Genomic DNA, 23,544 nt, shown 5'->3' with positions numbered 1-23,544 from the left:
TCATACGAATCGTGTAGGTTTAGATTGGTAAACTATATGTTGGCAACGTTGACTGGCTCAGCGGCAGCCTTTGCTGTAAACAACCACTTGAGCATCAATGACTTCGTATCGGGATTCGGTGGCTCGGCAAATCAGATCCAGTTTCTCAAACAGTGATTCTGGGCCAAATTCAGCGGTCAGCTCGCAACCCGCCAATAGATCGGCATCGTAATTAATGACAATGCCATAGGCGGCTTCCAACTTCTTAAACACCGTTACGACGGGCGTGTGGTCAAATACCAGGGTCTGGGGTTGCCCCGTTGATGTGGCAATGGGTTCGGGCATAGCTACCAACGAACGCTCCATCCGCCGATCTATCTCCTGAAACGTCACCTGCTGATTGGGCGTCAGAATAAGGGCGGGTTCACTATCGCTCATATCCCCCAGTTTCCCGGTGGCTGGTGTTTTAAAAACCGAAACCTTCCCCGTTCGAACGATCACTTTGGCTTCCTTATCATTCGGATAAGCGCGTACGGTGAAGCTAGTTCCAAGCACTTTCGTGATTAGCTGGTCGGTGTAGACCATAAAGGGTTGCTTGGGCCGACGGACGATGTCAAAAAAAGCTTCGCCAACCAGAAAAACCTCCCGTTGCTGCACCGTAAATGAGCGGGGAAAACGGATCTGGCTTCCCCGATACAGGGTAACTTTACTTCCATCGGGCAATCGAACCAATTGACTGGCGTTGGTTGTATTCCGAACTTCCTGTAGTGTACCTGTCTTTTGCTCAATCGTCTGCTGATAGCTAGCGAGTGGTGTGCTGGGCATACGCCAGTACCAAAAAGCACCTGCTCCTAATCCTACCAGCGTGATAACAGCGGCTATTCGTAGCCAGCTCCAGAACCGACCGGGTACTGGCTGCTCTTCAGGCATTGGGTCGGATTGCTCTAAATCCTGCGCTTTCTGCCGATTCATGCGGATACGGGCCACCTCGGTACTTAGCTCTTCGTCCGACAATTCGTCCTGAGCCTGCTGCATCTGACTGACAAATTGCCGGGCAGATAGTACTAGGTCGACTTTATCAGGATTCTCCTGAAGCCACTTGCTCCAGAAAGCCTGTTCAGTCGGTGAGTTCGTAAGTACCCACTGGCGAAACCGACTATCCAGCACAAAGTCATCGAACGTATAATGTATATAATCAGGCATAGGTGCGGCCGGCAATTCCCCGTTTGCAAGGAAGTAGACCACCTACCTCTGGTCATACTCTTTTTTATATGAATTTTCCTGAAATTTTTTGCCTGTTCGTTTGATACGATACCCTTGAAGGCCAAACCAACAAAAACGGCCCTCCCGACAAGGTATGCAGGAGGGCCGTTCATCTATGAAGAATGGTTTTTAGGAGAAAATACGGAGGGGTAGCGAATTTCGGAGTTGGGACATGGCCCGGTAAAGAAAATTGGCAACGGTCTGTTTTTCAACCTCCATCACCTGGGCAATATCATCATTGGAAAGTCCCTCATAAAATTTCAGGAACACCACTTCCTGTTGTCGCTTGGGCAATTGAGCGACGGCCTGCCGTAAATTTTGCTCAGTACTAATCTGCGTTTCTTCGGCAACCCAGCTCGCTTCGATGGTTAATTCATCGATGCTATGCATATCGAGGTCGGTGTCATCCTCTACGGCAATAGTCCAACCGCGTTCCCGACGAAGTTTTCGCAGCAGGTTGTTGCGCAAAGCCTTGATCAGGTAGATAGTAACGTAAGGCGTATCGACAATGGCTTTCCGACGATTCCACAATTCGAGGAATAAGTCCTGAACACAATCCTTAATCAGGTCCCGGTCTTTCGTGAATCGGGTAGCGTAGTTGAATAGTACACGATACCTGGCTTCCACCAATTGATCGAAAGCTTTCTCATCATCCGCCCGAAACCGAGTCCAGAGCTGCGCCATGCGCTGTTCGTCTACAGGAATTGAAACGGAGTTCGCCATAATAAATGCGTAGCGGTTAAAAACGTTGTGTCGTACATATTCATTTTAAGCTAATGACAAGCAAAAGCCGCCTACTTAATCGTACTGTTTAAAATGAAATGTACTGGTAAAGTACAATTTCTGGGTTAGGCCTGTAGCGGTAAAGAGCCGCTTAGGCAAATGGGTCAGTACTGCCTTTCCTGAATATATTCTACTAAAGTACTGTATAAGTACAAGATGTCAAGGGGTATATTGCATTTTAAAAAGCTGTAAGTGGCTATTATTCTATGCAAACGCTTGCGGAAACGTTTGTATTCTGGATTAAAGCGTAGAAAGATTAAATTTTTCCATGTAAATTTCTGTGGATAAATCGTTCCAGGCGTATCATTGTTTCTGGCTTTAAAGCAGGAGGTTATTAGATAAGTCCTAAAATTGATGGGCGGATGCGTAGATTCTTCAATGGTGTCATGCTTGTGTTGAGGCATCATTAATTCACGCAGATACCTTAATTTAGAAGGCACCCGTACTCTTTATTTTTTATAGAGATTAAATGGTGGGCAGGGAAAGTCGTTGGCATCACAGTATTGAGAAATTGTTTTTCCGGCGGCAACTTCCGTGAGACAGTAGTCAAATAGCGCGTTTAAAACCCGCTCCAGATTAGCCATGCCGGCATTGCGTCGGGCTCTGTCGTGAGCATTTGCCTGTATGCTTTTCGTTTCGTTTTCCCTGATGTAGCTCTTTTGGAAGTCGCAGTAGTCGCGGGTTAGCCTGGTTGTGTCGGTCCAGACGGAGTCAGAAAAGTTACCCATTGCTATACGTTTATCGCTGTATACAGGTGTATGGATAGCCAGCGTGTAGGCTTTTGCATAGGTTTGTGGCTTTTCCAGCAAGGACTGGGCCTTTAAGCCGGACATATATACCGTAAAAATCAGTACGAACGAGAAGCGTTTCATAGTACCCTGGATGTCGAAATAAATATACCTCATCTGGGTAATAACGCAGTCCTTAAACACGAAAAGCGAAGAAGGAAAACAATTGTCGAGGAAAACAGGCACTCCGACTGATGGGCTCTTTCGATATGAATTACCACTGGTAGGAGGTAGCGCGGTATCGGGTGGAATTGTGTCGATACGAGCGGCTTTGTGTAAGTCCGCACTTACCAAAAGTAGGTTAGGCTTAACCGCGCAAAAAAGGGCGTACCGGGCGTAAAGTGTATTTCTTCGACCGGAGTTGCTTCTCCTTTCAGCCGACTCTCCGTAGCAAACTGGGTTTCTTTCCAGCGCGTGTTGAATAGATTCTGCACCGACAGGCCAAGGGTATACTGCCGACGGGCGTAGTTCAGTTGCATATCGGTTACGAAATAGCCTTTGGCTACAATGCTATTGTCTTCATTAGCTGGTCGGTCGGCCATGTAGCGGTAGCGTAGGGAGCCGCTGAGGCCATACGCTGTTTGTAGGGACAAGCCTCCTGTGGAGGTAAATACCGGAGCCAGCGGAAGATAGTTTTGGCCTGCTTCTGCATCCAGTGAGCGAGGGGTGGCTGTGTTCAGGTCAATATCCGCAAACAGGCTTTTGGTAAGCTGATACCGGGCCGACAGATCGATTCCCTGGCGACGGGAGCGCCCACTAGGTTCGACTACGCCCTCATCGCCTACATATATAAACTCCTGCTTCAGGTACAGATACCAGGCGGCTGCATTGATAAACAATTTAGGAATTGGTTTAAAGATAATTCCCAGGTCGGCCCCGTAGGCACCAGGTAAAATCTCCCGCCCATTCTGGGCCGTAACAACGCGGGCATCGTTGGAGTGAAAGCCCTTACCGCTGTTTAAGTAAAGCTGAAAATGCGGATTGACGGTGTAATAGAAGTTCAGTTTGGGCGATACAATGGCCTGCGATGTGCGTCGGGTTAATGCGGGATTGGTCAGTAGATCGGTGTATTGTGAACGGAAATAATCGACCCGAACGCCCGCGTTGATACTGAAGCGACTCGACACCTGAATGACTTCATCGGCATAGAGGGCTGCGTTGATTTCGTTGACGTTTCCATACTGAATCTGATTCAGGGTCTCTACCCGGTTTTTAGTATGTGATAATTCCGTATCATGGGTAATATCCTGTCGATACTGAGTGCCGAAAGTCGTGGTCCAATGCGTTTGGCCAATGGAAGTTTGCGTGGCATAGCTGCCGTTGTAGCCGAAGAGGTTCCGGTGTTCTTTCTGGCGAATCTGATCGCCGTTAAGGCTGTCGTTGAGGAAGAACGTGAAGTTGGAATACAGCTCGAAGTTATAGTTGCTGTAGTAGAACTGGTTTTTGATCGTATGATTTTTGGGCGTTACGGTGATCAGTTGGGCGTTCAGATTCGAACGACTGGTCTCGCCACCTTCGGTCGGATCGATGGAGCCGAACCAGCCGATCAAGCCCGATTCAACGGCCCGGTCGGGTATCTGGCCCGAGTGATTCCATTTACTCCAGAAGGTAGAGGCTGTCAGGGTCAGATTGGTGTTGGGCGCAATGTGGCTGTGGTATTTGCCTACTACATTCACCCGCTTGAAATGCTGCGGATTATCGAAGTAGGAGTTGGAATAGGAGTATTCAGACGCCAGGAAAGCGGACTGATTGTTGGCTTTGCCTTTCTGTCCTAACAGATCGATGCCTGCCACGGCCCGATAGGTATCATATTGCCCCGCTTCCAGCTTGGCAAACGAGCGATCCAGCGTGGTACGGGTTCGGAAATCAGCCCAGCCTGCCGTTGCCAGATTGCCTTTATCACTCGTGTAAGGCCCTTTTTTGAAATCGACCCCTTCAACCAGTTCAGGAATCACAAAATGCAGATCGGCGTAACCTTGCCCATGCGCATGCGACACCATATTAACCGGCATCCCATCGACCGTCAGCCGAATATCGGTACCGTGATCCAGATCGAAACCCCGCAGAAAGATTTGCTCAGCCTTACCACCACCTGCATGCTGCCCAATAAACAGGCCAGGCACCAGCCGCAGAATTTCCTGAGAGTTCGTAATAGGCCGCAGGCGAATGTCCAGACTGCTAATCAGTTGCTGGGTATTAGCCTTCAGGGCCGACACCGTTACTGAACTCAAATTTACCGGGGCTACCGTCAATGCCGTCTGAACGTGCGTTGTCTGGTCGTCTGTAATGGTAATGTCTTGGGTAACTGTTCCATACCCAATGTGCGAGAACTCAACTTTGTAAGGTGATTCTACCAGACCATCGAAGCGATAACGGCCCAGTTCATCGGTCAGCGTGGCTTTACCCAGACCTATCAATTGTACCGTAACATCCCGTAGGGGTAAATGAGTATTGCCATCAAACACGACACCCGTAAGCGTACCCAGGTGGGCATAGGCGGTCTGGAACGTCAGCAATCCGATAACAAGTGTCGTGAGTAGGTTTTTCGCCATTTCTTCATAAGGCTTCACGCTGTTGGCAACGGCTTTGCTAGTCTCATCCGCCAGGTTAGGTAAAGCGATAGCAAAGCTAATACGATAAGGCCATAGGGAGCATAACGGGCGAAGACTTCAATCCCTTTTGTTAACAGATTAGGCTGGCCTGATACCCGCTCGGTAAGCCAGGCGAGGGCGGCAATACCTGCCAGAAAAGCGCCTGACAGCCTGGCGAGGGTATAGGCGGTTGTACGACTCAGGAGCATCAGCCAGGGAATGACTACCAGGATGATGGCCAACTGCATTAGTTCAATACCCAGATTGAAGCCCAGAATGCTCAGCGCCATCGGACCGGCATCGAGTTGTAGGTTCGCCAATGTACTGGCAAAGGCCAGCCCATGGACCAGACCAAACCCAGCCGCTACCCAGGCTTCACGACCGGGAAAAACAGGTCGGACAGCGTGAATAGCCGATACCAGAATCGATACGGCAATCAGAATTTCAACGGGTTGAGATGGTAACCGAACCCAGCCAATTGAGCCTAACAGTAAGGTGATGGAATGACCGATGGTAAACGCGGTTACAATCAGCAGCAACCGTTTCAGGCTGTAGCGAACTCCACCAAATTGCCCCCAACGTTGCCTGTCTACCAGCAGTGGCGCAGGTAGGAGCAGAACGAGTAAAAACAATAAATGGTCGGTGCCTTCGGCAATGTGCTGGTTGCCTAGTTTAATCATAGCCATAAAGCCCGTCCAGACGCTGCCCGACGCCAAATTGACCGGGAGCGGCAGTATGCGGTTATTCACAATGTCCAGACTGATTTCGCCCACCTGAACGGGGTTCGTTTCGGCCAGTTGCCCACGTTCCCAGTCCTGACGGACCGACACCAGAATTTTGTGGGTCATTACCTGATGCAGCACCACATCGTAATGAAACATAAACTGCCGCACATCGCTTCCTGCCGGAGGAATCAGCTGTACCTGCGCTGTTAGTTCGCGGTACACGCCGGTAATTGGATTCTGACTTTCGTGAGCGGTTAGCTCCCCAATCGATACCGTCCAGAAGCGCCCATCGGGGCTTTGTGGACGAATGTGCGTTTTGAGGTAGTCCCGTAGTTGAGGCCCCAGCCGTTCCACCAGCCCTTCTGACGAATCGTTGACAGCATGCCCCCAGGCGGATTGTAGCTCGACCAGTGGAATCTGTAGTTCAGCATCGATGCGGTTTGCGTGGACATTGAGCAATACCACCGAGTTCGGCATAGGGTGGGCATTGGCCGGGCGGGAATACCCAAGGGCTGTTATGATCAGGATAATGCTCATCAGCCATCTGGATAGATGGTTGATGAGACGGCCTGATGTAGTTCGTGGCAAAAGCTTTATAGTCATAATAGTATGGTGCACTTCATTCGCCAATCGACGAAATAAATGGCTGAATTCGGAACGCTCGTCTTATCAGTAAGCTTAGTTGCCGCCGTAATCACCCGAATGATCACGCCATACGGAGTGGGAGTGGGGCGTATTTTTGATGATGACTCCGCCCTGATACGAAAACTCGATCCAGACACTCGGCCCATCAACCCGAACATAGTCCCCCTGCGAACTCATGGCTGTTGTGCCTGAATACGAAATGTACGTATTGGCTAGTTCTGAGGTGTATTTGGTCAGGATAGCCGCTGATGTCGTGGCGTCCAGATCATTGACGTAAAGCTTGATCGCCTTTAATACCAGCGCCTGCTTATCGCTGCTCAATGTGCCCACCTGCAACCCCGACTTGGTTGCCGGGAATTTGCCATCCTGCCCCGGCCCCAGCACCAGGTCACTGTAAGAGCCCGATAGTTTGGCTGTTGTCTGTTCGGTTGTGCTCAGTCCGGTCAGCATGGCTGCGAAAGCGACACGCTCCTGCTCAAAAGCCTGGTAAGTGCGGTTGGCTGCGGTAACAGCGGCCTGTGGCTCAGTGCCCCGGAAGGCAGGGGTAACGCCCGTAACAGCTCCGGCATTGAAGGTGATGGGCTGGGTGTAGTGGTGGCCTGTGAACAGGATGGCCCACAAACTACTGGTGCTCGGTGTACCCAGAAACGAGATGTAATAATTGCCAGCTCCATAAGTAGAACCGCCACCGATAGAACTGAGGTAATCATCAGCGACCAGATTGCCGATCATCTCATCGTATCCTTCGTCAGTAGTCCCTAACGTCAGTACAGCGACCATCAGGTTACGGAAAGCGGCCAGTTGCGTATCGCTAAGCGACCCCAGGTTAATGCCCACCCGGGCCGACATGCCTGCGGGCAGGTTTGACCATTTTTGGGCGTTGGTTTTGGAATACGTCAGCTGAGTAGCTGCCAGTTGGGTACTACTCAGGGTAGCTTTGAACGCTTCGGCCAGGCAGACGATCTGGGCCACGCCCGTCGAATTGCAGGTTGTCGTGGTGGCGGTGACCGCCAGGGCTGTCGTGATCGAGCTGGAATTACTCGTTGTAGAACCTGTGGTGGTGCCGGTCGATGTGCCTGTAGATGTACTGGTTGAGCTGGTGGCGTCAACATCGGATGATTTGCAGCCTTCAAAAAGGCTACTGAAGCCTACGAATAAGAGCAGGAAGATCGATAGGTTTTTGCGTTTCATAATGAAAGTTGAGCAGCGGTTGCTCAGTGCCTAAGTGTTTATTACCGAGTACTTATAACCATGAATCGCTGTTGCACAACCCGTACCGTGTTGGGGTAAAGAGCTGGAAAGTTGTGGCGAACAGACTCTTTTGCGATTCATCTGTCTGTTGTGATGTCAAGCCAGATAAATCACCGTACAAAGGTCGTGTACAGAATCAGGGCAGTGGGAAAAGAGTGGTTAACCCCATTCGTTTGGGGGTAATTGCACCGACTTTGTGGTGAATAGGGAATCTTCCGGGGTCAATTGCCGGGTTTCAGATACACCGCAAGGGCGCGATGGGCGCAACGAATAGGGGTTAAAATCCATTCGTTGTGACCATCGCTCCCTTGCGGTTATAGTCTGTCTATTTCATGAAGAGGCTGAAGAACTCTTTTTCGTAACTGCTGCCAATGGGGATCTCTTCATCGTCGATCAGGATCATTTTGCTACGGATGGCCTCAATTTTATCAAGAGCTACAATGAATGATCGGTGAACGCGAGTGAACTTTCCGAGTGGTAATTCGTCCAGTATGGCTTTAAGGGTAAGGCGCAATACAATGGGTTTTCCGTCCTGCAAATGGATTTTGAGGTAATTGTCCAGACCTTCTATGAAGAGAATATCGGCGATGGTCACTTTCACCAATCCGTAATCGGCCCGAAAGAAAAGGTGCGTACGCTCGGTGTTGCCTGTGTTTTCACCGGAGAGTTGCTTGAGCGCCCGCCATCGGGTTTGCGCTCGCTGGACGGCTTTGGCAAATCGGTCGAACGTGTAGGGTTTGAGGAGGTAATCAACGGCTTCGACTTCGTAGCTTTCCAGAGCGTATTCGCTGTAGGCGGTTGTAAAAATGACCAGGGTTTGCTGCGTGATGGATTTGAAAAAGTCGAGCCCCGACTCTTTGGGCATGTTGATGTCTAAAAAGATCAGATCGACCGGGTTTGTTTCCAGATACAGACGAGCCTCTCCGGTACGAATGAATGTTTTGACCAGCTCTACTGCCTCCATTCGGTTACAGAAGGCTTCAATCACATCCAAGGCAGGACGTTCGTCGTCGAGGGCGATGGCTTTCATCAGGATAATAGTAGCTGAAGATGAACACGGAACTTGTTGGGGCCGTTGTCGATGGTTAGTTCATGGGCATCTGGGTATAGAAGCCGAAGCCGTTCGCGGGTGTTTTGCAGGCCTATCCCTGTTGAGTTTTCGAACAGGCTGATCTGTACTTTTTTATTGGCTACGTATAGGCTCAGCCGATTTTCCTCAATTCGTACATGAATGTCTATGTAAGAGTCTTCATCCGGGCTTACGCCGTATTTAAAGGCATTTTCAATGAAGGAGAAGAGCAGTAAGGGGGCAATTTCTAGATGGTTTTCATTCCCTTCCAGTTGGTAGTTGATCCGAACGGCATCTCGTAAGCGCGCTTTCTGGAGGTCGATGTAATTGGCGATGTAGTTGATCTCCCGCGACAGAGCCACGTTATCCCGATGGGCATCCCGGATAATATACCGCATGAACTCCGAGAGTTTTACAATCGTATCAGCAGTTTGCTCGTCCTGACGAATGGCCAGTGCATAAATGCTGTTGAGGGTATTAAACAGAAAATGCGGCTGGATCTGCGCTTTGAGTTGGCGAAGCTCAGCCTGCAACTGGTCATTTTCGACCTGATGAAGCCGACTCGCTGTCTGAACTGAAATTGAGATGAGGGTACTCACACTGCCGATCAAGAAAAAGATGGCCAGCTTGACCGGGAGTAATAGTGTAAATGTGTTACCGTGACGACTATCAGGCCCTTCTCCGTGATGGGGATGGTCGTCTGGTCGGTGTGAATGATCGAATGACTCAAAGCGAGGCTTATGGCCGTCAGCATGGGACGAAAAAGGGGAAGCATCGTGGGGACCCAACATCATCTCTTCCATAAAGATTTGTCGGAACCAGGCTTGCGGAGTGTTCTCTGAGGGGGTTTTAAAGAAAAACCACTGTTCAATTCGATAGGGCAGATAAACAGCGGTCAGTATACAGCTAATGGCTATAAGGACATAACGTCGGTACCGCTTATTCAGAAACAGGCGCGGTACAAATACCGTATGGTTAATGTACGAGAAGGTTATCAGGAAAAGATAGGCCAGGCTGTTCTGAACCAGATGCTCATGAGGGCGCAAAGGCGAAACGCTTGCTCCGCTGAATCCGTAATAGACAATTGGCAGAACGGCCAAAGCCATTCCGATTAAAATATGGGTTTTATGGATTCTAAACCAGGCGACCATTTACTACGTACCGAAAAATACAAAAGTATACGAGCCCGTTGGCGGCTGGTAATAATTGTGGCTAATAAGCGAAAAACAGGGGTAAAGGGGGACGGGTGGCTAATAAAGATACAAGGGTAGGGCTTAGGTATGCCCTATTCCCTCATTGCCCCACCAGTTCCGATTCCCGGAGGCAGGCAAACACTTCGCGGTAGAACTCTGGGTGCGACTGCCAGGTCTGAGCCGTAACCATGTTCCGGTCGCGGACGGCCTGTTCGGTTGCGTAGGTTCCTCCGCCCATTTCAATTTCGGCACGCACATGCTCGTAAGCCGTTAGGGTTCGGTTGTGGGCTAAACCCGCCGTAACCAGAATCTGAATGCCATGGCAGATGGCAAAAACCCATTTACCCTGCCGGTCGAACTCGCGCACAACATCCAGCAAGGGGGCATGGTTGCGCAGGTATTCGGGAGCGCGACCTCCCAGCAGCAGAATGGCGTCGTAATCATTGACCACTATATCCGCAATGGTCAGGTCGGAAGCCAGACAATAGCCGGGGCGCTCCATATAGGTATCCCAACCCGGTTCAAAATCGTGCATCACCAGGTTAAGTCGGCGTTTGCTGGGAGCCGCAATCACAGCGGTATCACCTTCTTCCTGAAAACGGTGAACAGCATACAGGGTTTCATAACTTTCACCTCCATCGCCCGTAACGACTAAGATTTTGCGATTCATGTAGATAAGGAGTTAGAACACGGTTTATAGATCTCTGCACCTTAAAGTATAAATCCTGCCGTTTATACTTCAATCGGATAAACCCCTATTATGAATGAAATCAGCCGGTAAGCTCATCTGTATGCTCGTATGGATCAGTGGTTCAGTACAGTCGCAGAGCCTCCCCTTAACCATTACCAAACGTTACCTGAACTTGCCCGTATCGCAGATGCAGGGCCGGGGAACCATGCAGTTTACAGTACAGGGTAAACCAGAGCGCTCGTTTAAAATACGACTGGCGACCGGAAAGCCCGACTACTGGGTGTTTTGCGACATGGCTGCGCTGAAAGGCAAAACCATTACCATCAGCTACGATGGCAATTCGGAGGGGTTAACCCAAGTTTATCAGGATGATAAAATCGCCGGGCAGGATTCGCTATACAAAGAGACCAATCGGCCGCAGTATCACTTCTCTTCCCGCCGGGGCTGGATCAACGACCCCAACGGCATGATTTTCTATGAGGGAGAGTACCATCTGTTTTACCAGCATAACCCCTACGAACGCGATTGGGAAAACATGTCGTGGGGCCATGCCGTCAGCAGGGACATGATTCATTGGGAGGAGCTACCGACAGCCCTCTCGCCCGATAGCCTGGGGACGATGTTTTCGGGATCAACTGTCATCGATTATGCGAATACGGCTGGTTTCAACCGGGGCAATACACCGGCGATGATTGCGTTGTTTACTGTCGATAATCCAGATAAACAGGTTCAGTGTATGGCCTATAGCCTGGATAAAGGCCGTACCTGGACAAAGTATGCCAAGAACCCCCTCGTCGACTCCAAAGCGAAGTGGAATAGTAAGGATACGCGCGATCCACGAGTGTTTTGGTATAAGCCGGGCAATCACTGGGTAATGGTGCTCAACGAACGGGACGGCCATTCGATTTATACCTCAAAAAACCTGAAAGAATGGACGTATCAGAGTCATGTGACGGGCTTCTGGGAATGTCCAGACTTGTTTGAATTGCCCATAGATGGGGATAAACGCAAAACAAAATGGGTCATGTATGGCGCATCGGCCACGTACATGATTGGCTCGTTTGATGGCAAAACCTTTACGCCCGAGTCCGGTAAACATTATTATACGACGGGTAGCATCTATGCCGCACAAACGTTTGCCAATATGCCCGAAACCGATCCCCGACGCATTCAGATTGGCTGGGGCCGTATTTCGCAACCGGGTATGCCCTTCAATAATCAGATGCTTCTGCCCACCGAGCTACAATTGCGAACCACCAAAAATGGTCACCGTCTGGTTAGTTTACCCGTCAAAGAGACGGAACAGTTGTTCGATCTGGTTCAGCAGGGGAGTGATCTGAGCGCAGCCGAAGCCAACGAAAAAGTGAAATCCTTTAAAGAGCTAGACCGATTTCGATTGACTACAACGCTTAAACTATCGCATGCAACCAGCGCGGGGGTTTCGCTTTTCGGTCAGCGGATACTCGATTATGACCTGAATTCGAACCTGGTCAATGGCGTCTTTTATTCTCCGGAGAACATGACCAGTATGGAGTTGACCGCCGATATTTATGTCGATCGGACTAGTATCGAAGTGTTCATCGATGGAGGAGCTTATTCGTATTCTCTCGCGAGAAAGCCGGTTTCGGCCGCCAAAGAAGCTATTCAGTTTTGGGGTAACCGTATTGATGTGAAGAGTTTTAAGTTATATACCGCAAAATCGATCTGGAAATAAGGATTTCAGAGATAGCTCAATGCCTGTAGCAAAATAGTATCACTGGCTACAGGTACTAAAATCTACTTTAGTCGCTGCGAGGTGAAAGGCGTCGATCGGTACAGAATAGCAACTCACTCGCAACGTCGTAGTTCGTACCTGTCGGACGGACAAAGGCGTAGTTGATAACCTTTCCATTGAGCCAGATGCGGCTACCCTTATAATCCCATTGACCAGCCGGGGGCGATGCATCTTTTTCGGAACGCCCGTAATTATGGAAGTCAATCCAGGCACCTACGCGCTGAATGACCATGCCTGACTGCCAGATATCGCCTAATCGCAACTGCGCGTGGACGGGTCGGCTAGCCAGGCCCCAGATGAAGCGCCAATTTGCCCTAGACGTGAAAGCCTCATGAGCGGATCAACGGCGGGTTTGTTGCCTTATCGGTCGGTACGTAGTCGATGGATTTGGGTTTGAGCCACACCAGTTGCATGACCAGTGCGCCCACTACGATGAGTGCCAGCCACGCAAAACCCGCGCCCAGACTTCCGGCATCGGTCGATTTGCCCAACCAGTCTGTTACCAGCGCCCCGGCAAAAACGCCCGTCATATTCATCAGTCCATAAGCCGTTGCCCGTCGTTGAGCGGGAACAAACTGACAGAGAATGGGCATGTTGTTGGCGTCGAACATTCCAAAGCCTATTCCGAAGCAAAGGGCTGCACCCACTACGTGAATCAGCGAACTGCCAAAGCCTAGCAGCATCAGCGCCGGAATGGTCAACGATAGTCCGATGGCACTGGTATAAATCCGCCCCCGCACATTGGTTTGTACCCATCGATCCGACAGAATACCGCCGAGGATAACGCCTAAAAAAGATGAAACGGCAATGCTGATGGTGGAAAGAGGTCCGGCACTGGCCATGTCGATGGACAGGTTCGTAGCAAACAGGGTCGGGAGCCAGTTTTTCGTTGCCCAACCCGGTAAACTGGGGATGGCATAAACCAACAGGATAATCCAGAACGACGGATTTTTTAGCAGTAGGCCCAGGCTTTGCCAAGGTGAATCGGTTGATTGATCCAGCGTTGGCTCCAACTCGGCTACCTGTGCTTCCCGGCGGATTTCGCGGAGAAAGAGACTCAGAACAAGCGCATAGACCAGTCCGGCCAGCCCAAATACCTGAAAAGCCAGTTGCCAGGAGTATGTTCCGGCCACTGTTGCCCCAAATCCGCCCAGCGCCTGACCCGCATACAGTCCGGTCATATGGATACCAACAGCTAGTGATCGGGTTCGGGAGGTGTGGTAATCGGCAATCATGGCCAGCCCCGATGGGATGTACAGCGCTTCGCTAATGCCCATGATAGCCCGTAAGGTGTAAAGCTGGGTAAATGTAGTGGCATAGCCCATCGAAAAGGTAACCCCCGACCATACCGCCAGGCTCCCGACAATCAGCCACTTCCGGTTCAGCCGATCAGCGATGAGCCCAGATACAGGGCTCATCAGTCCGTAAATCCAGAGGAAAATGGCCATTAGACGGCCAAAGTTGGTCGCAGATTGCAGCGCCTGAATATCGACCTGCATGGCGGGGCGCATCGTGGCCAGCATCTGCCGATCCATATAGTTCAGCATCGCCACTAGCCAGAGCAGTCCTACAACGACCCAGGCATACGATCGGGTATAAACCATCTTGTTCATACGGTTAAGGGCTGACAGAGGTGATTAGCCGAATAGTGGGCGTACGAATACCCGGCGATACTTCACCGGAAGGCAACAGAAATGATTTCCCCCAACGAATAGCCGTCGTTGTAACGGGAGCCGGAAAGGGCATATGCCCCACCACCGCCCAGCGTTTCGTATCGGTTCGGTATTGCCAGATTTCGCGTCGAAAACCCGGATGATTCATCTGTAAATCGTTTCGCTGGACTACCCATTTCGCTTTTTCAGGATGATCTGGCTGGTTGGTGATCTGGTTATTGAGGGCCTCAATTTGCCGGAGTCGAACGCCATCATCGCCCCCGAAAAGCAACAGCCGATTGGTGTCTACACCAGCCGCTTCATGGGCGGCCACGGCCACGGGTAAATTGCCTAGCCGCTGCCAGGTATTCTGCTTCGGATGATATTGGTAGGCGTCCCCAAAAACCGTGGTCTGCCCCGCCACCGTTTGCCGACCGCCCAGGACAAACAGACTACCTCCATCGGCATCCGGCATTGCTACCAGAGTTGTAAAACTTCGTGCCTGCCCTGGCAGATCGGCGCGGGATTGCCAGCTGGATTCGGGATGTTGCAGGTTCAACACAAACAGGCTCCTGACAGAACCCTGGCTCGATTCGCCACCGAACACGTACAGTTCGTGGCCCAACACAGACGCTGACAGATTCGCCAGTGCAAGGGGTAAATCGGGCAGGGTTTTGGTAATCACCTGCCGGGTTTTGGGGTGCCACGTTAATGAGAAGACCGCTGCATGCTGTTGGTCCGCATTCGCACCGCCTATACAGATCAACTGCTCATTCCAGGACACCGATGCGCCATAGGCCAGCGGTCCTGGCAACGTACCGGCTGATTGCCAATGGGTCGACTTGCCCGGCTCCGAAAGTACATATACAGCTGATTGCCATGCCTTACGGCCATTTTGCCAGCGGTAGCCATTGGGGAAATTGGCACCGCCAGCCAGCAGCAAGGCCCCATGGCTGATACCCGCAAAAGCCCCCGCCACACCAGGATTGGGTTTGCCGTCGATGCTCGGTAATTCCGGTAGTGTCCCGTACCGGAACGAGGATTGTGCGTCCGCTGGAAGATGAGTCGGTAAGGTTAGCATGAGAAGTAGGAGTATAAACAGCCGGTTCATGGAGCTTAGGCCATTACCGGCATCTGCGACGCATACGCATGAAAATCAATTGACCGCAGGTCGGTTAGGAACGCCTGATACTGTTCGTCGGTCATGTTCATTACGGGTAGTCTGAACTGTCCGCAATCCAGACCGATGGCCCGCATATAGGCTTTCCCGGTAGCAATGCCGCCATACTTACCCAGTAGCCGCACAATCTGGATGGATCGATCCTGCATTTGCTGCGCTCTCGTCACATCCCCGGCATCAAAAGCGGCCATAAGTTCGTGATACACCGGGGCCGCGTAATTGAAGGTACTTCCGACGGCTCCCCGTGCCCCCATGGCCATAGCGGCCAGAAAAATCTCGTCCCAGCCCCAGAGGATGTCATATTTTCCGTTGCCATACAGTAGGCACCGTCGGTAGTCCATCAGGTCGTTATGGGTGTATTTGATGCCCCGGAAGTTCGGTAACCGCCCGTCGATACAGGCCATAAAATCAATCATCGACAGGTTGGCTCCCGTCAGGGCAGGGATGTGGTAAAAATACAGACCAATCTCGGGAACCGCATTGCCAATACCGATGCAGAATTGAGCCAGCAACTCTACCGTAGCGGGTTTAAAATAGTAGGGCGCCAGTACGGCTACTGCGTCGAACCCATGCTGAGCCGCCTGCTGGGCCAGCAGAATACTTTCGGACTGCGACGTACCGCCAACCAGCATGATTTTCTGCAAGTCAGGCTCATCAACCGCGCCCCATGCCTGAATCAACTGCTGTTTTTCAGGATAGGACAGCGAAACGCCTTCGCCTGTAGAGCCACCTACGAAAGCGCCTTTCACCCCATTCTGAGCCAGCAACCGGGCGTATTGAGGAATAAGGTCGAGGTTGAGCTGCCCATTGGGGTGCATGGGTGTGAACGGAGCGGCTACCAGACCCGTAATTTTTGATTGACTAGTCATGCGTGTATCGGATTCGGTCAGTGTTTAGATTTCTCCGGGAAATCTCCCGGAGAAATACCATAATTACCAACCTATGATGAAATTTTTTCGATTAATACCCAGCTGTTTGCGTCAGCTTCGGATCGGTGTTTAGCATGGTGATGGAAATTGGAAGAGCCAGTTTATACGTCTGCGAAGCAGGAAGATACACCGGATTGATCGCATTGAATACGTAGGTGTTACCGGCCCGCCGGAGTGCCCACCAGCGTTTACCCTCTCCAATGAATTCGCGCAGGTATTCGTCCAGAATGGCATTCATATTCGCATCCTGGCTCCCGTTGGTGTAGGGCGTATATCCTGACCCGTACGCCCGTGCCCGAATGGCGTTGATCTCGGCCGAAGGATCAACGCCCGATTTAGCCTTGGCTTCGGCCAGTAAAAGCAGCACATCGGCGTAGCGGTAAATCGGGAAATCATTGTCGTACAACTGCGTTCCGGCATCCACCCGCCCGATGAATTTGGTCAGTAGTACGCCCGCTGTTGGATTACCCGCTGTGTTGCGATACATAACCCGGAACGAAGGGCGTACCCGGCTATCTTTCGGATCGCTTAACCGATTGATCATAGCCTGCGACATACCAACCCGGCTGGCACCGGCTACGTAGGGGTACGCCGAACTGACGGTTACGGCTGGACCAGGCACGGGGTCCAGAACAAGCGTACCTGCCTGGGTAGTGTTGACCTGAAAACTGCCGTATGCATTCATGGTCGACTCGTTTTTCTCGAAACTCAGCGCAAAAATGATCTCCTTGTTATTGGTTTCTTTGGTTGGGTCGAAGATGTCGGCATAGTTGGTTTGTAGCCCCAGCGTCGATAGTCCTTTCACTTCATCCAGCGCGGTGCGGGCGGTGGTAAAATCGGCGGCACCGCCCCCCATGTGCGTTCCCGACCAAATGAACACATCACCTTTGAGAGTCAGGGTAGCGGCCCGGTTCCAGTAAACGCGTTTGGGTGTAAACGAATTGTCGCCTGCGAACCGGGTCAGTGATTGCTCCAGATCGCTTTTAATGAGCTGCATAACCGCTTCGGGTGTAGATCGCTCGCGGTACAGATCACTTAGGTTATCGACCGAGGTAACGGGTTCGGTGGTAATGGGAACGCTGCCCCAAGTCTTGAGCAGGGTATAATACATATAGGCCCGAAGTCCGTACATCTCGGCCAGATACCGATTACGCGTCGTTTCGGCCAGGGGTGAATTAGGGAATAATTTAATAACCGTGTTGATTCGGTCGATGAGCGTATACAGACCCGCCCAGTTGGTAAACGGAACGTTGGTTGCGCTGATATTTTGCGACCAGAGCTGTTTGAGCGTTCCATCTTCCGATTCGGTATATAGCCCGTCAGCCCAAATATCGGAGCGCATTTCGCCAAGTTGGAACAGCGTAGCCTGATACGTACGCAGCGACGCATAAACACCTGTATACAGGGTCTGAGCGGCATTGGCATCCGACAGTACCAGGGATTGATTGAGTGACGTTTGTGGAACAACCTCCGACAACTGCTGCTGACAGGAAAAGAGCCCCGCCGATAGGCTCAAACAGCTTGTAAGAGCGAGGATAAGTGTATGTTTTTTCATGATGATTCGGTTTGTGTTGTAGTCTCAACCAACAGACTATAAGCTAATCGTAGCGCCTAAGGTGACGGTACGAGGCAGCGGGAAACGGCCGACATCGTTACCACCCACTTCGGGGAAGGTGCCGTTATACTTCGTGAAATACACCAGATTGGAGCCCGTCAGGAAGACCCGTAGCCCCTGTACCCGTTTGCGGCTCAGTCGTTCCAGCAGTTGGGCAGGTGTGTCGTAACTGAGCGTTAGTTCACGCAGGGCTACGTAGTTACCTTTCTGCCAGAAGTTGGCCGGGGCCGTTGTGCTGCCGCCCGCATCGGTAAAGTAGTTACGGGCGTAGTTGGCCCAGTAATAGCGAGGTAGCGTACCCGTCGGGTTATCCGGCGACCAGGTATTGGTTATGTCTACCGGCCCGTTCTGCGATCCCTGCACCTGCGACAAGCCTCGCAGATACGACTGGTTGAGAATCACAAACCCTAACGAATAATCGAATTGGCCAAACAGCGTAAACCCTTTCCAGCTCAGGTTCGATGAAAAACCGCCCTGAACGGTTGGTGTGGTACGGCCTACGTATACAAAATCGCGGTAGTCGAGCGAGTCGTTGCGGTCGAGGTCGCGCCAGCGGGCGTCGCCCAGAAGCTTGATTCGTTTGTTGGTGTAGGGCAGGTACGAGTTGTAGAAGTTGGCGCGGGAATCGAGTTCGGCCTGTGTGGTATAGATGCCGTCGTAAATGGGGGCGTAGACCTGATCCAGCCCGATTCGTTTCCCTTCCTGCAAACCGCCTACCCAAACCAGTTGATTGGTAGTCGGGTCGAATACCTGCGACGCACTTTGCCGATTCAGCGGCAAACCGTTGTTGGGCAATTTGATGGCAAAGTTCTTGACGCTATACAGGTTTGCATTGACCGACCACGACAAACCACCTTCCGTTTTGGGCCGGATGATCTGCGTGCGGATGTCCAGTTCAATGCCCCGGTTTTGTAGCTGCCCCAGGTTAGTGACGTAGCTGTTGTAGCCCGTCCAGCCCGGAATATTGAGCGTCGAAATTTTGTCGTACACATTACGGATGAAGTAATCGGCAATGAACGTAACGCGGTTATTGAACAGGCCCAGGTCCAGCCCGATGTTGAGCGTACTGGCTCGTTCCCAGCGCAGATCGGTGTTAGTAATGCCGCTGGCAGCAAAGCCAGGTTGTCCGTTGTAGATACCGACGTTGGCATACTGGGGTGTTGTAGCATAGTCGCCGATGATCGGGTTGCCACTGGCATCCAGCGGGTTAATACTGCCGTTTACACCCCAACTGATGCGGGGTTTGAGTACAGAGACAAATTGTTTCAGGGGCGAATTGGCAAAAAAGGTTTCGTTGCTCATGTTCCAGCCCGCCGATACCCCCGGAAAGAATCCGTATCGGTTCGTTGTCAGTTTCGACGTACCGTCATACCGCATGTTCAGCGTCAGCAGGTACTTATCGGCGTAGTTGTAGTTGATCCGTCCGATGCCCGATGCCAGTCGTTGCCAGCTATTAAAGGCCGATGTTGGAATCCCAACCGCAGCCGTCGAGGCCGATAACCACGGAATAAAATCAGTAGCTGCCAGATTGGCCGAAGCCCCGTAAGAATACTGGCGGTATTCGTAGAACTCACCACCACCCAGTACCGATATCGTATGCAGGCCGAAATCCTTATCGTACTGTAGAAATCCGTTGTAGGTGTATTGGCTGGTGCGTACGTTGGAGAAGGACGCATTTCGGGTCGAAACGAGTGCCCCGCCAGTTCCATTGATATAGGCTTTGGTAAACTGGTCGTTGGTGGTATAGCGGTAATAGCCGGAAGCGCTGCCCAATACTTTCAGGAACGGTGCCAGCCGATATTCCACATTCAGGCCGCCCGAGTACCGCTGTTCGTTCGTGTTGTTGATGAACTTATCGCTGAAGTAGGCTGGGTTGCCGAGCGTGCTGCCATCTACACCCGGTAGTTGTTCGCCTGTGCCATCACGAGTGAGCCGGACAGTTGGGGCAATACCTGTAAACCGCTGTACAAGACCACCGGATAAGCTGCCACTGGCATCGGCCGTGAGGTACGAAGGTGTACTGCTAGCATTGTAAGCCGCCAGGTTTAGCCCTATGGTCAGATTTTTGCCGACATTCAGCCCACCGTTGAAATTCAGATTCAATCGTTTCAAGCCCGAGCCAATAATGATGCCCTGATCGCTCAGGCTTCCTACGCCCAGAGAAAAATTGCCCATATCGTTGCCGCCCGATGCGTTGAGGTAGTGTTCGTTCAGGACGCCAGTTTGTAAAATCAGGTCTTCCAGTTCCCGCTGGGTAGTTGATCGGTACAGGATGCTGTCCATCTGCGCTGGATTGAAAGGATTCTGGTCGACCAGCAGGTGGTATTGCGGATCGTTGAGCAGGCTCCGGTTCGTATTGGTCAGTTGCTGAGTCGAATATTTTCCATCGGGAGCCGTCCAGCCCGAGTTCAGTCCCCAGCCCCAGGCACCCGTCAGTTGGTTGCGGGTATTGTTCATTTCGGCCGTGTTGTTGTCAGCCTGAGCCGCTGCGTAGCGACTGGCAAGACCCCGTCGGTTCCATTTAATATAATCCTCGGCACTCATGTACTGGAGCGGATTCCGGCGGATGTAGTTGGCGGCATGTTTAAAGGTATAGGTTACGGATGTGCGGCCCTTCTTACCTTTCTTCGTCGTTACCAGAATCACCCCGTTTGCAGCCCGTGCTCCATAAATAGCCGTTGACGCAGCATCTTTCAATACGTCCATTTTTTCGATGTCCTGCGCATTGATGCCATATAGAGAAGGCACAATCACCCCATCCACGACGTATAAAGGCGTACCTGAACCGCTGAAGTCCGTACCCCCGCGTAGCACAATGGTGGGTGTCGAGCCGGGCTGACCAGACGTTTGCTGTACCCGTAAGCCGGGCGCAGTACCCTGCAAGGCCGTGGCGGCATTGGTACGTGGAACAGACTTAAGCACTGTATTATCGATGCTGGCAACCGAGCCGGTCAGGGTTCGGCGGCTCTGCTGTCCGTATCCCACTACTACGACTTCATCGAGACTACGAGCACTTTCGGCCAGGTCGATGGTTAGGGTCGTTTGATTACCGACCGGAATTTCCTGCGTTGCCATTCCAATCTGGGAAACAACCAGTACATCGCCCTGCTGGGCTGGGAGCGAGAAACGCCCATCGCTGTCAGACACTGTTCCGCGGGTGGCGCCTTTTATCGTTACGTTGACACCGGGTAACCCTTCGCCAGTACGCTTGTCCCGAACGGTTCCCGTCAGGCTGATTGGTTGCGCCCAACCCGTCAGACAAATAAATAGGCTGATAATAAGTATTACATATCGCCTGGTAGTTTTAGGATATGTTGGCATTGATCAACTCTTTTTGGGTGAAACTAGGAATAAATCGATGGGTCAAAATTATTATGTTATACTTAATAATCAAAAAAACAGGAATATTTTTTATTTATTATTCTTTTTACCGAATATTGTCGGACTTAATACAGGGAATGACTTTTTATAAATCATACATAATATATGGATTACACGGGTATGCAATCCGACTCGAAATTGAATGAACCCAATACACTAGTCGATAAGATTGAAGCCGATTTGCTGGACTATTTCAATACCCATCGGCTGAAAGCAGGTGATTCGATTCCGAAAGAAGTAGAGCTGGCGACGCAGTTGGGCGTCAGCCGGACGGTGATTCGGGAAGCTATGCTCCGGCTGCGTACGCGGGGGCTGATCGAGTCGAAAAAGAAGCGCGGAACCATCATTACCAATCCCGACCCATTGGCCCTGCTCGAAAAAAGCATGTATCCGGGCATCTTGAATGACGAGACCCTCCGCGACATTTTTGAGTTAAGGATGGTGCTGGAAATTGGCATGGGCGATCTGCTGTTCGAGCGAATTACCCAGGCCGATATCGACGAATTGTACGCCATTGTAGCCGATGAGCCGATCAACACGCAGGAAATGGTGTTCGATGCCGATCAGGAAGTCCGGTTTCACGGCAAGCTATACGACATTACCGGCAATGAGACCCTACGCCGGTTTCAGCGCATGTTGCTGCCTATTTTTAAATACGTTCACGAAAGTGGTCTGTTGAAAAAGCCCATTCAGCATAAAAAATTTGTGTCGCACCGGGGACTAGTCGATGTGCTTCAGCACGGTAATCCCGAAACGTTCCGTAACGCCATGCGCAATCATTTCGAGAATCATTTTCAGAGACTGTTTTAACGAAGCTTCCTATGTTTTACCCGTTTATGGTTTGTCTGGGCCTTGCGGCCTGTGGATTTGTCGCGCCCAGGCTTGCCGATGCACAAGCCGTTTCTACCCCGGTTAAACCCAATCTGGACGAAACCGTCGTCTTTCGAAATGGCGAAGATGGCTATACCTGCTACCGGATTCCAGCTATTGTGAAGGCGCCCTCCGGGGAGTTGCTGGCCTTTGCGGAAGGACGCAAAACCGATTGCGGTGACTACGGTGATGTTGACATTGTGTTACGCACCAGCCGGGATAACGGCCAAACTTGGAGCCCTTTGCGTGTTGTGGTCGATTACGGGCAGGCACAGGCGGGTAATCCAGCCCCGGTTTTCGACCAGACCGATTCCCGGTTTCGAAACGGGCGATTGTTTTTACTGTACAACACCGGAACGGCATCGGAAAAAGACGTACGGAACGGGAAAGCCATCCGGGAAGTATGGTATAAAACCAGTACCGATGGTGGGAAAAGCTGGTCCGATCCGGTAAACATCACGACATCGGTGAATCGGCCGAACAAACCCGACGTTAATCCAAGCTATACGTTTTCGGAAGATTGGCGGTCGTATGCCAATACACCGGGTCATGCGCTTCAGATTCAGAACGGGCGATACAAAGGGCGGTTGTTCATTGCAGCCAACCATTCGGAAGGGGCACCGCAGGCCCAGTTTCGCGATTATCGGGCGCATGGTTTTTATTCTGACGATCACGGAAAGACCTGGAAACTATCGCCCACAGTGACCTACCCTGGTGGCAACGAGAGCACAGCAGCCGAAACCTCAACGGGTAGTTTGCTGATGAACAGCCGGAATCAATCGGGCGACGTGAAAAGCCGACTGCTAGCGTTTTCGACCAACGCTGGCGAAACCTGGGATCAGGTAACGGTTGCTAATGAGTTGCCCGATCCGGTCTGCGAAGGGAGTATGATTAACTACCGGAAAGGTGGCCAAAACGTACTCATTTTCGCCAATCTAAACAGCCAGACCAAACGGGAGAAACTGACCGTTCGCATCAGCCAGAACGATGGGAAAAGCTGGTCGGCTGGTCGGGAAATTTATGCTGGTTCGGCCGCCTATTCAGATCTGGTGATTCAGCAGGATGGCCGGGTTGGGATACTTTACGAACGCGATAATTATACGACCATCATCTATACCCACTTTCCCTACGATTGGCTGACCCAGTAAATACACGATTTCCGCTC

18 protein-coding genes are annotated in these 23,544 nt (G+C 51.4%); 3 read left to right on the top strand and 15 right to left on the bottom strand.

Annotated features, from left to right (window positions below; all coding sequences use genetic code 11):
* Positions 1–57: 57 nt before the first annotated feature.
* From BGO59_RS20205 to BGO59_RS20165, 9 genes are all read right to left on the bottom strand, one after another.
* Complete coding sequence (locus tag BGO59_RS20205; protein ID WP_293686121.1) at positions 58–1,182, bottom strand: FecR family protein; 1,125 nt, start codon at positions 1,180–1,182, stop codon at positions 58–60.
* Between the two features lie 189 nt (positions 1,183–1,371).
* Positions 1,372–1,965: a sigma-70 family RNA polymerase sigma factor gene (locus BGO59_RS20200; protein ID WP_293686119.1), complete on the bottom strand. Its 594-nt coding sequence runs from the start codon at positions 1,963–1,965 to the stop codon at positions 1,372–1,374.
* A 509-nt stretch (positions 1,966–2,474) separates the two neighbouring features.
* Positions 2,475–2,897, bottom strand: coding sequence for a hypothetical protein (locus BGO59_RS20195; RefSeq protein WP_293686117.1), 423 nt, complete (start codon positions 2,895–2,897; stop codon positions 2,475–2,477).
* A gap of 203 nt (positions 2,898–3,100) precedes the next feature.
* Entirely contained in the window at positions 3,101–5,365 is a 2,265-nt protein-coding gene (locus tag BGO59_RS20190; protein WP_293686143.1) for a TonB-dependent receptor, read from the bottom strand.
* A 14-nt stretch (positions 5,366–5,379) separates the two neighbouring features.
* The gene (locus tag BGO59_RS20185) at positions 5,380–6,666 is read right to left on the bottom strand and encodes a HupE/UreJ family protein (protein ID WP_293686116.1); all 1,287 of its coding nucleotides are present in this window, start codon (positions 6,664–6,666) and stop codon (positions 5,380–5,382) included.
* A gap of 141 nt (positions 6,667–6,807) precedes the next feature.
* A complete protein-coding gene (locus BGO59_RS20180) occupies positions 6,808–7,965 on the bottom strand; it encodes a DUF3500 domain-containing protein (protein ID WP_293686114.1) in 1,158 nt (385 codons plus the stop codon).
* 385 nt (positions 7,966–8,350) lie between these two features.
* The gene (locus tag BGO59_RS20175) at positions 8,351–9,055 is read right to left on the bottom strand and encodes a LytTR family DNA-binding domain-containing protein (protein WP_293686112.1); all 705 of its coding nucleotides are present in this window, start codon (positions 9,053–9,055) and stop codon (positions 8,351–8,353) included.
* A complete protein-coding gene (locus tag BGO59_RS20170; protein WP_293686110.1) occupies positions 9,055–10,200 on the bottom strand; it encodes a sensor histidine kinase in 1,146 nt (381 codons plus the stop codon). The genes BGO59_RS20175 and BGO59_RS20170 overlap by 1 nt, the downstream gene beginning before the upstream one ends.
* Positions 10,201–10,387: 187 nt before the next feature.
* Positions 10,388–10,957 (bottom strand): DJ-1/PfpI family protein, encoded by a 570-nt coding sequence (locus tag BGO59_RS20165; protein ID WP_293686108.1) that lies wholly within the window; start codon positions 10,955–10,957, stop codon positions 10,388–10,390.
* A 94-nt stretch (positions 10,958–11,051) separates the two neighbouring features.
* Between BGO59_RS20165 and BGO59_RS20160 the strand changes: the two genes are divergently transcribed.
* Positions 11,052–12,692 (top strand): 2,6-beta-D-fructofuranosidase, encoded by a 1,641-nt coding sequence (locus BGO59_RS20160; protein ID WP_293686106.1) that lies wholly within the window; start codon positions 11,052–11,054, stop codon positions 12,690–12,692.
* A gap of 67 nt (positions 12,693–12,759) precedes the next feature.
* Here the strand turns inward: BGO59_RS20160 and BGO59_RS20155 are convergent, their stop codons facing one another.
* The 6 genes from BGO59_RS20155 to BGO59_RS20130 form a co-directional block, all read right to left on the bottom strand.
* Positions 12,760–13,014, bottom strand: a complete 255-nt coding sequence (locus BGO59_RS20155; protein WP_293686104.1) for a hypothetical protein — start codon at positions 13,012–13,014, stop codon at positions 12,760–12,762.
* Between the two features lie 67 nt (positions 13,015–13,081).
* Positions 13,082–14,365, bottom strand: a complete 1,284-nt coding sequence (locus tag BGO59_RS20150) for an MFS transporter (RefSeq protein ID WP_293686102.1) — start codon at positions 14,363–14,365, stop codon at positions 13,082–13,084.
* Between the two features lie 4 nt (positions 14,366–14,369).
* Positions 14,370–15,485, bottom strand: coding sequence for a kelch repeat-containing protein (locus BGO59_RS20145; protein ID WP_293686100.1), 1,116 nt, complete (start codon positions 15,483–15,485; stop codon positions 14,370–14,372).
* 35 nt (positions 15,486–15,520) lie between these two features.
* Entirely contained in the window at positions 15,521–16,453 is a 933-nt protein-coding gene (locus tag BGO59_RS20140) for a dihydrodipicolinate synthase family protein (RefSeq protein ID WP_293686098.1), read from the bottom strand.
* Between the two features lie 91 nt (positions 16,454–16,544).
* Positions 16,545–18,068, bottom strand: coding sequence for a RagB/SusD family nutrient uptake outer membrane protein (locus BGO59_RS20135; RefSeq protein ID WP_293686096.1), 1,524 nt, complete (start codon positions 18,066–18,068; stop codon positions 16,545–16,547).
* 36 nt (positions 18,069–18,104) lie between these two features.
* The gene (locus BGO59_RS20130) at positions 18,105–21,449 is read right to left on the bottom strand and encodes a SusC/RagA family TonB-linked outer membrane protein (protein WP_293686094.1); all 3,345 of its coding nucleotides are present in this window, start codon (positions 21,447–21,449) and stop codon (positions 18,105–18,107) included.
* A 165-nt stretch (positions 21,450–21,614) separates the two neighbouring features.
* Between BGO59_RS20130 and BGO59_RS20125 the strand changes: the two genes are divergently transcribed.
* Together BGO59_RS20125 and BGO59_RS20120 are read left to right on the top strand one after the other, a co-directional pair.
* Positions 21,615–22,319, top strand: a complete 705-nt coding sequence (locus BGO59_RS20125; RefSeq protein ID WP_293686092.1) for a FadR/GntR family transcriptional regulator — start codon at positions 21,615–21,617, stop codon at positions 22,317–22,319.
* Between the two features lie 11 nt (positions 22,320–22,330).
* Positions 22,331–23,527 carry an exo-alpha-sialidase gene (locus BGO59_RS20120; protein WP_293686090.1) on the top strand — a complete coding sequence of 399 codons (1,197 nt, stop codon included), beginning with the start codon at positions 22,331–22,333 and terminating at the stop codon, positions 23,525–23,527.
* Positions 23,528–23,544 lie beyond the last annotated feature (17 nt).

The organism is Spirosoma sp. 48-14, assembly GCF_001898575.1.
Classification (GTDB): domain Bacteria; phylum Bacteroidota; class Bacteroidia; order Cytophagales; family Spirosomataceae; genus Spirosoma.
Note: the sequence above shows the minus strand (reverse complement) of the source record. Positions and strands in the feature narration are given on the sequence as shown.

What these genes read in the sequence shown, in the direction of transcription:
- BGO59_RS20150 (WP_293686102.1), bottom strand. Translation starts at nt 14,365, where the DNA reads ATGAACAAGATGGTTTATACCCGATCGTATGCCTGGGTCGTTGTAGGA.
- BGO59_RS20175 (WP_293686112.1), bottom strand. Translation starts at nt 9,055, where the DNA reads ATGAAAGCCATCGCCCTCGACGACGAACGTCCTGCCTTGGATGTGATT.
- BGO59_RS20190 (WP_293686143.1), bottom strand. Translation starts at nt 5,365, where the DNA reads ATGGCGAAAAACCTACTCACGACACTTGTTATCGGATTGCTGACGTTC.
- BGO59_RS20140 (WP_293686098.1), bottom strand. Translation starts at nt 16,453, where the DNA reads ATGACTAGTCAATCAAAAATTACGGGTCTGGTAGCCGCTCCGTTCACA.
- BGO59_RS20200 (WP_293686119.1), bottom strand. Translation starts at nt 1,965, where the DNA reads ATGGCGAACTCCGTTTCAATTCCTGTAGACGAACAGCGCATGGCGCAG.
- BGO59_RS20185 (WP_293686116.1), bottom strand. Translation starts at nt 6,666, where the DNA reads ATGAGCATTATCCTGATCATAACAGCCCTTGGGTATTCCCGCCCGGCC.
- BGO59_RS20130 (WP_293686094.1), bottom strand. Translation starts at nt 21,449, where the DNA reads ATGCCAACATATCCTAAAACTACCAGGCGATATGTAATACTTATTATC.
- BGO59_RS20120 (WP_293686090.1), top strand. Translation starts at nt 22,331, where the DNA reads ATGTTTTACCCGTTTATGGTTTGTCTGGGCCTTGCGGCCTGTGGATTT.
- BGO59_RS20160 (WP_293686106.1), top strand. Translation starts at nt 11,052, where the DNA reads ATGAAATCAGCCGGTAAGCTCATCTGTATGCTCGTATGGATCAGTGGT.
- BGO59_RS20145 (WP_293686100.1), bottom strand. Translation starts at nt 15,485, where the DNA reads ATGCTAACCTTACCGACTCATCTTCCAGCGGACGCACAATCCTCGTTC.
- BGO59_RS20125 (WP_293686092.1), top strand. Translation starts at nt 21,615, where the DNA reads ATGGATTACACGGGTATGCAATCCGACTCGAAATTGAATGAACCCAAT.
- BGO59_RS20205 (WP_293686121.1), bottom strand. Translation starts at nt 1,182, where the DNA reads ATGCCTGATTATATACATTATACGTTCGATGACTTTGTGCTGGATAGT.
- BGO59_RS20170 (WP_293686110.1), bottom strand. Translation starts at nt 10,200, where the DNA reads ATGGCTTTGGCCGTTCTGCCAATTGTCTATTACGGATTCAGCGGAGCA.
- BGO59_RS20135 (WP_293686096.1), bottom strand. Translation starts at nt 18,068, where the DNA reads ATGAAAAAACATACACTTATCCTCGCTCTTACAAGCTGTTTGAGCCTA.
- BGO59_RS20165 (WP_293686108.1), bottom strand. Translation starts at nt 10,957, where the DNA reads ATGAATCGCAAAATCTTAGTCGTTACGGGCGATGGAGGTGAAAGTTAT.
- BGO59_RS20180 (WP_293686114.1), bottom strand. Translation starts at nt 7,965, where the DNA reads ATGAAACGCAAAAACCTATCGATCTTCCTGCTCTTATTCGTAGGCTTC.
- BGO59_RS20195 (WP_293686117.1), bottom strand. Translation starts at nt 2,897, where the DNA reads ATGAAACGCTTCTCGTTCGTACTGATTTTTACGGTATATATGTCCGGC.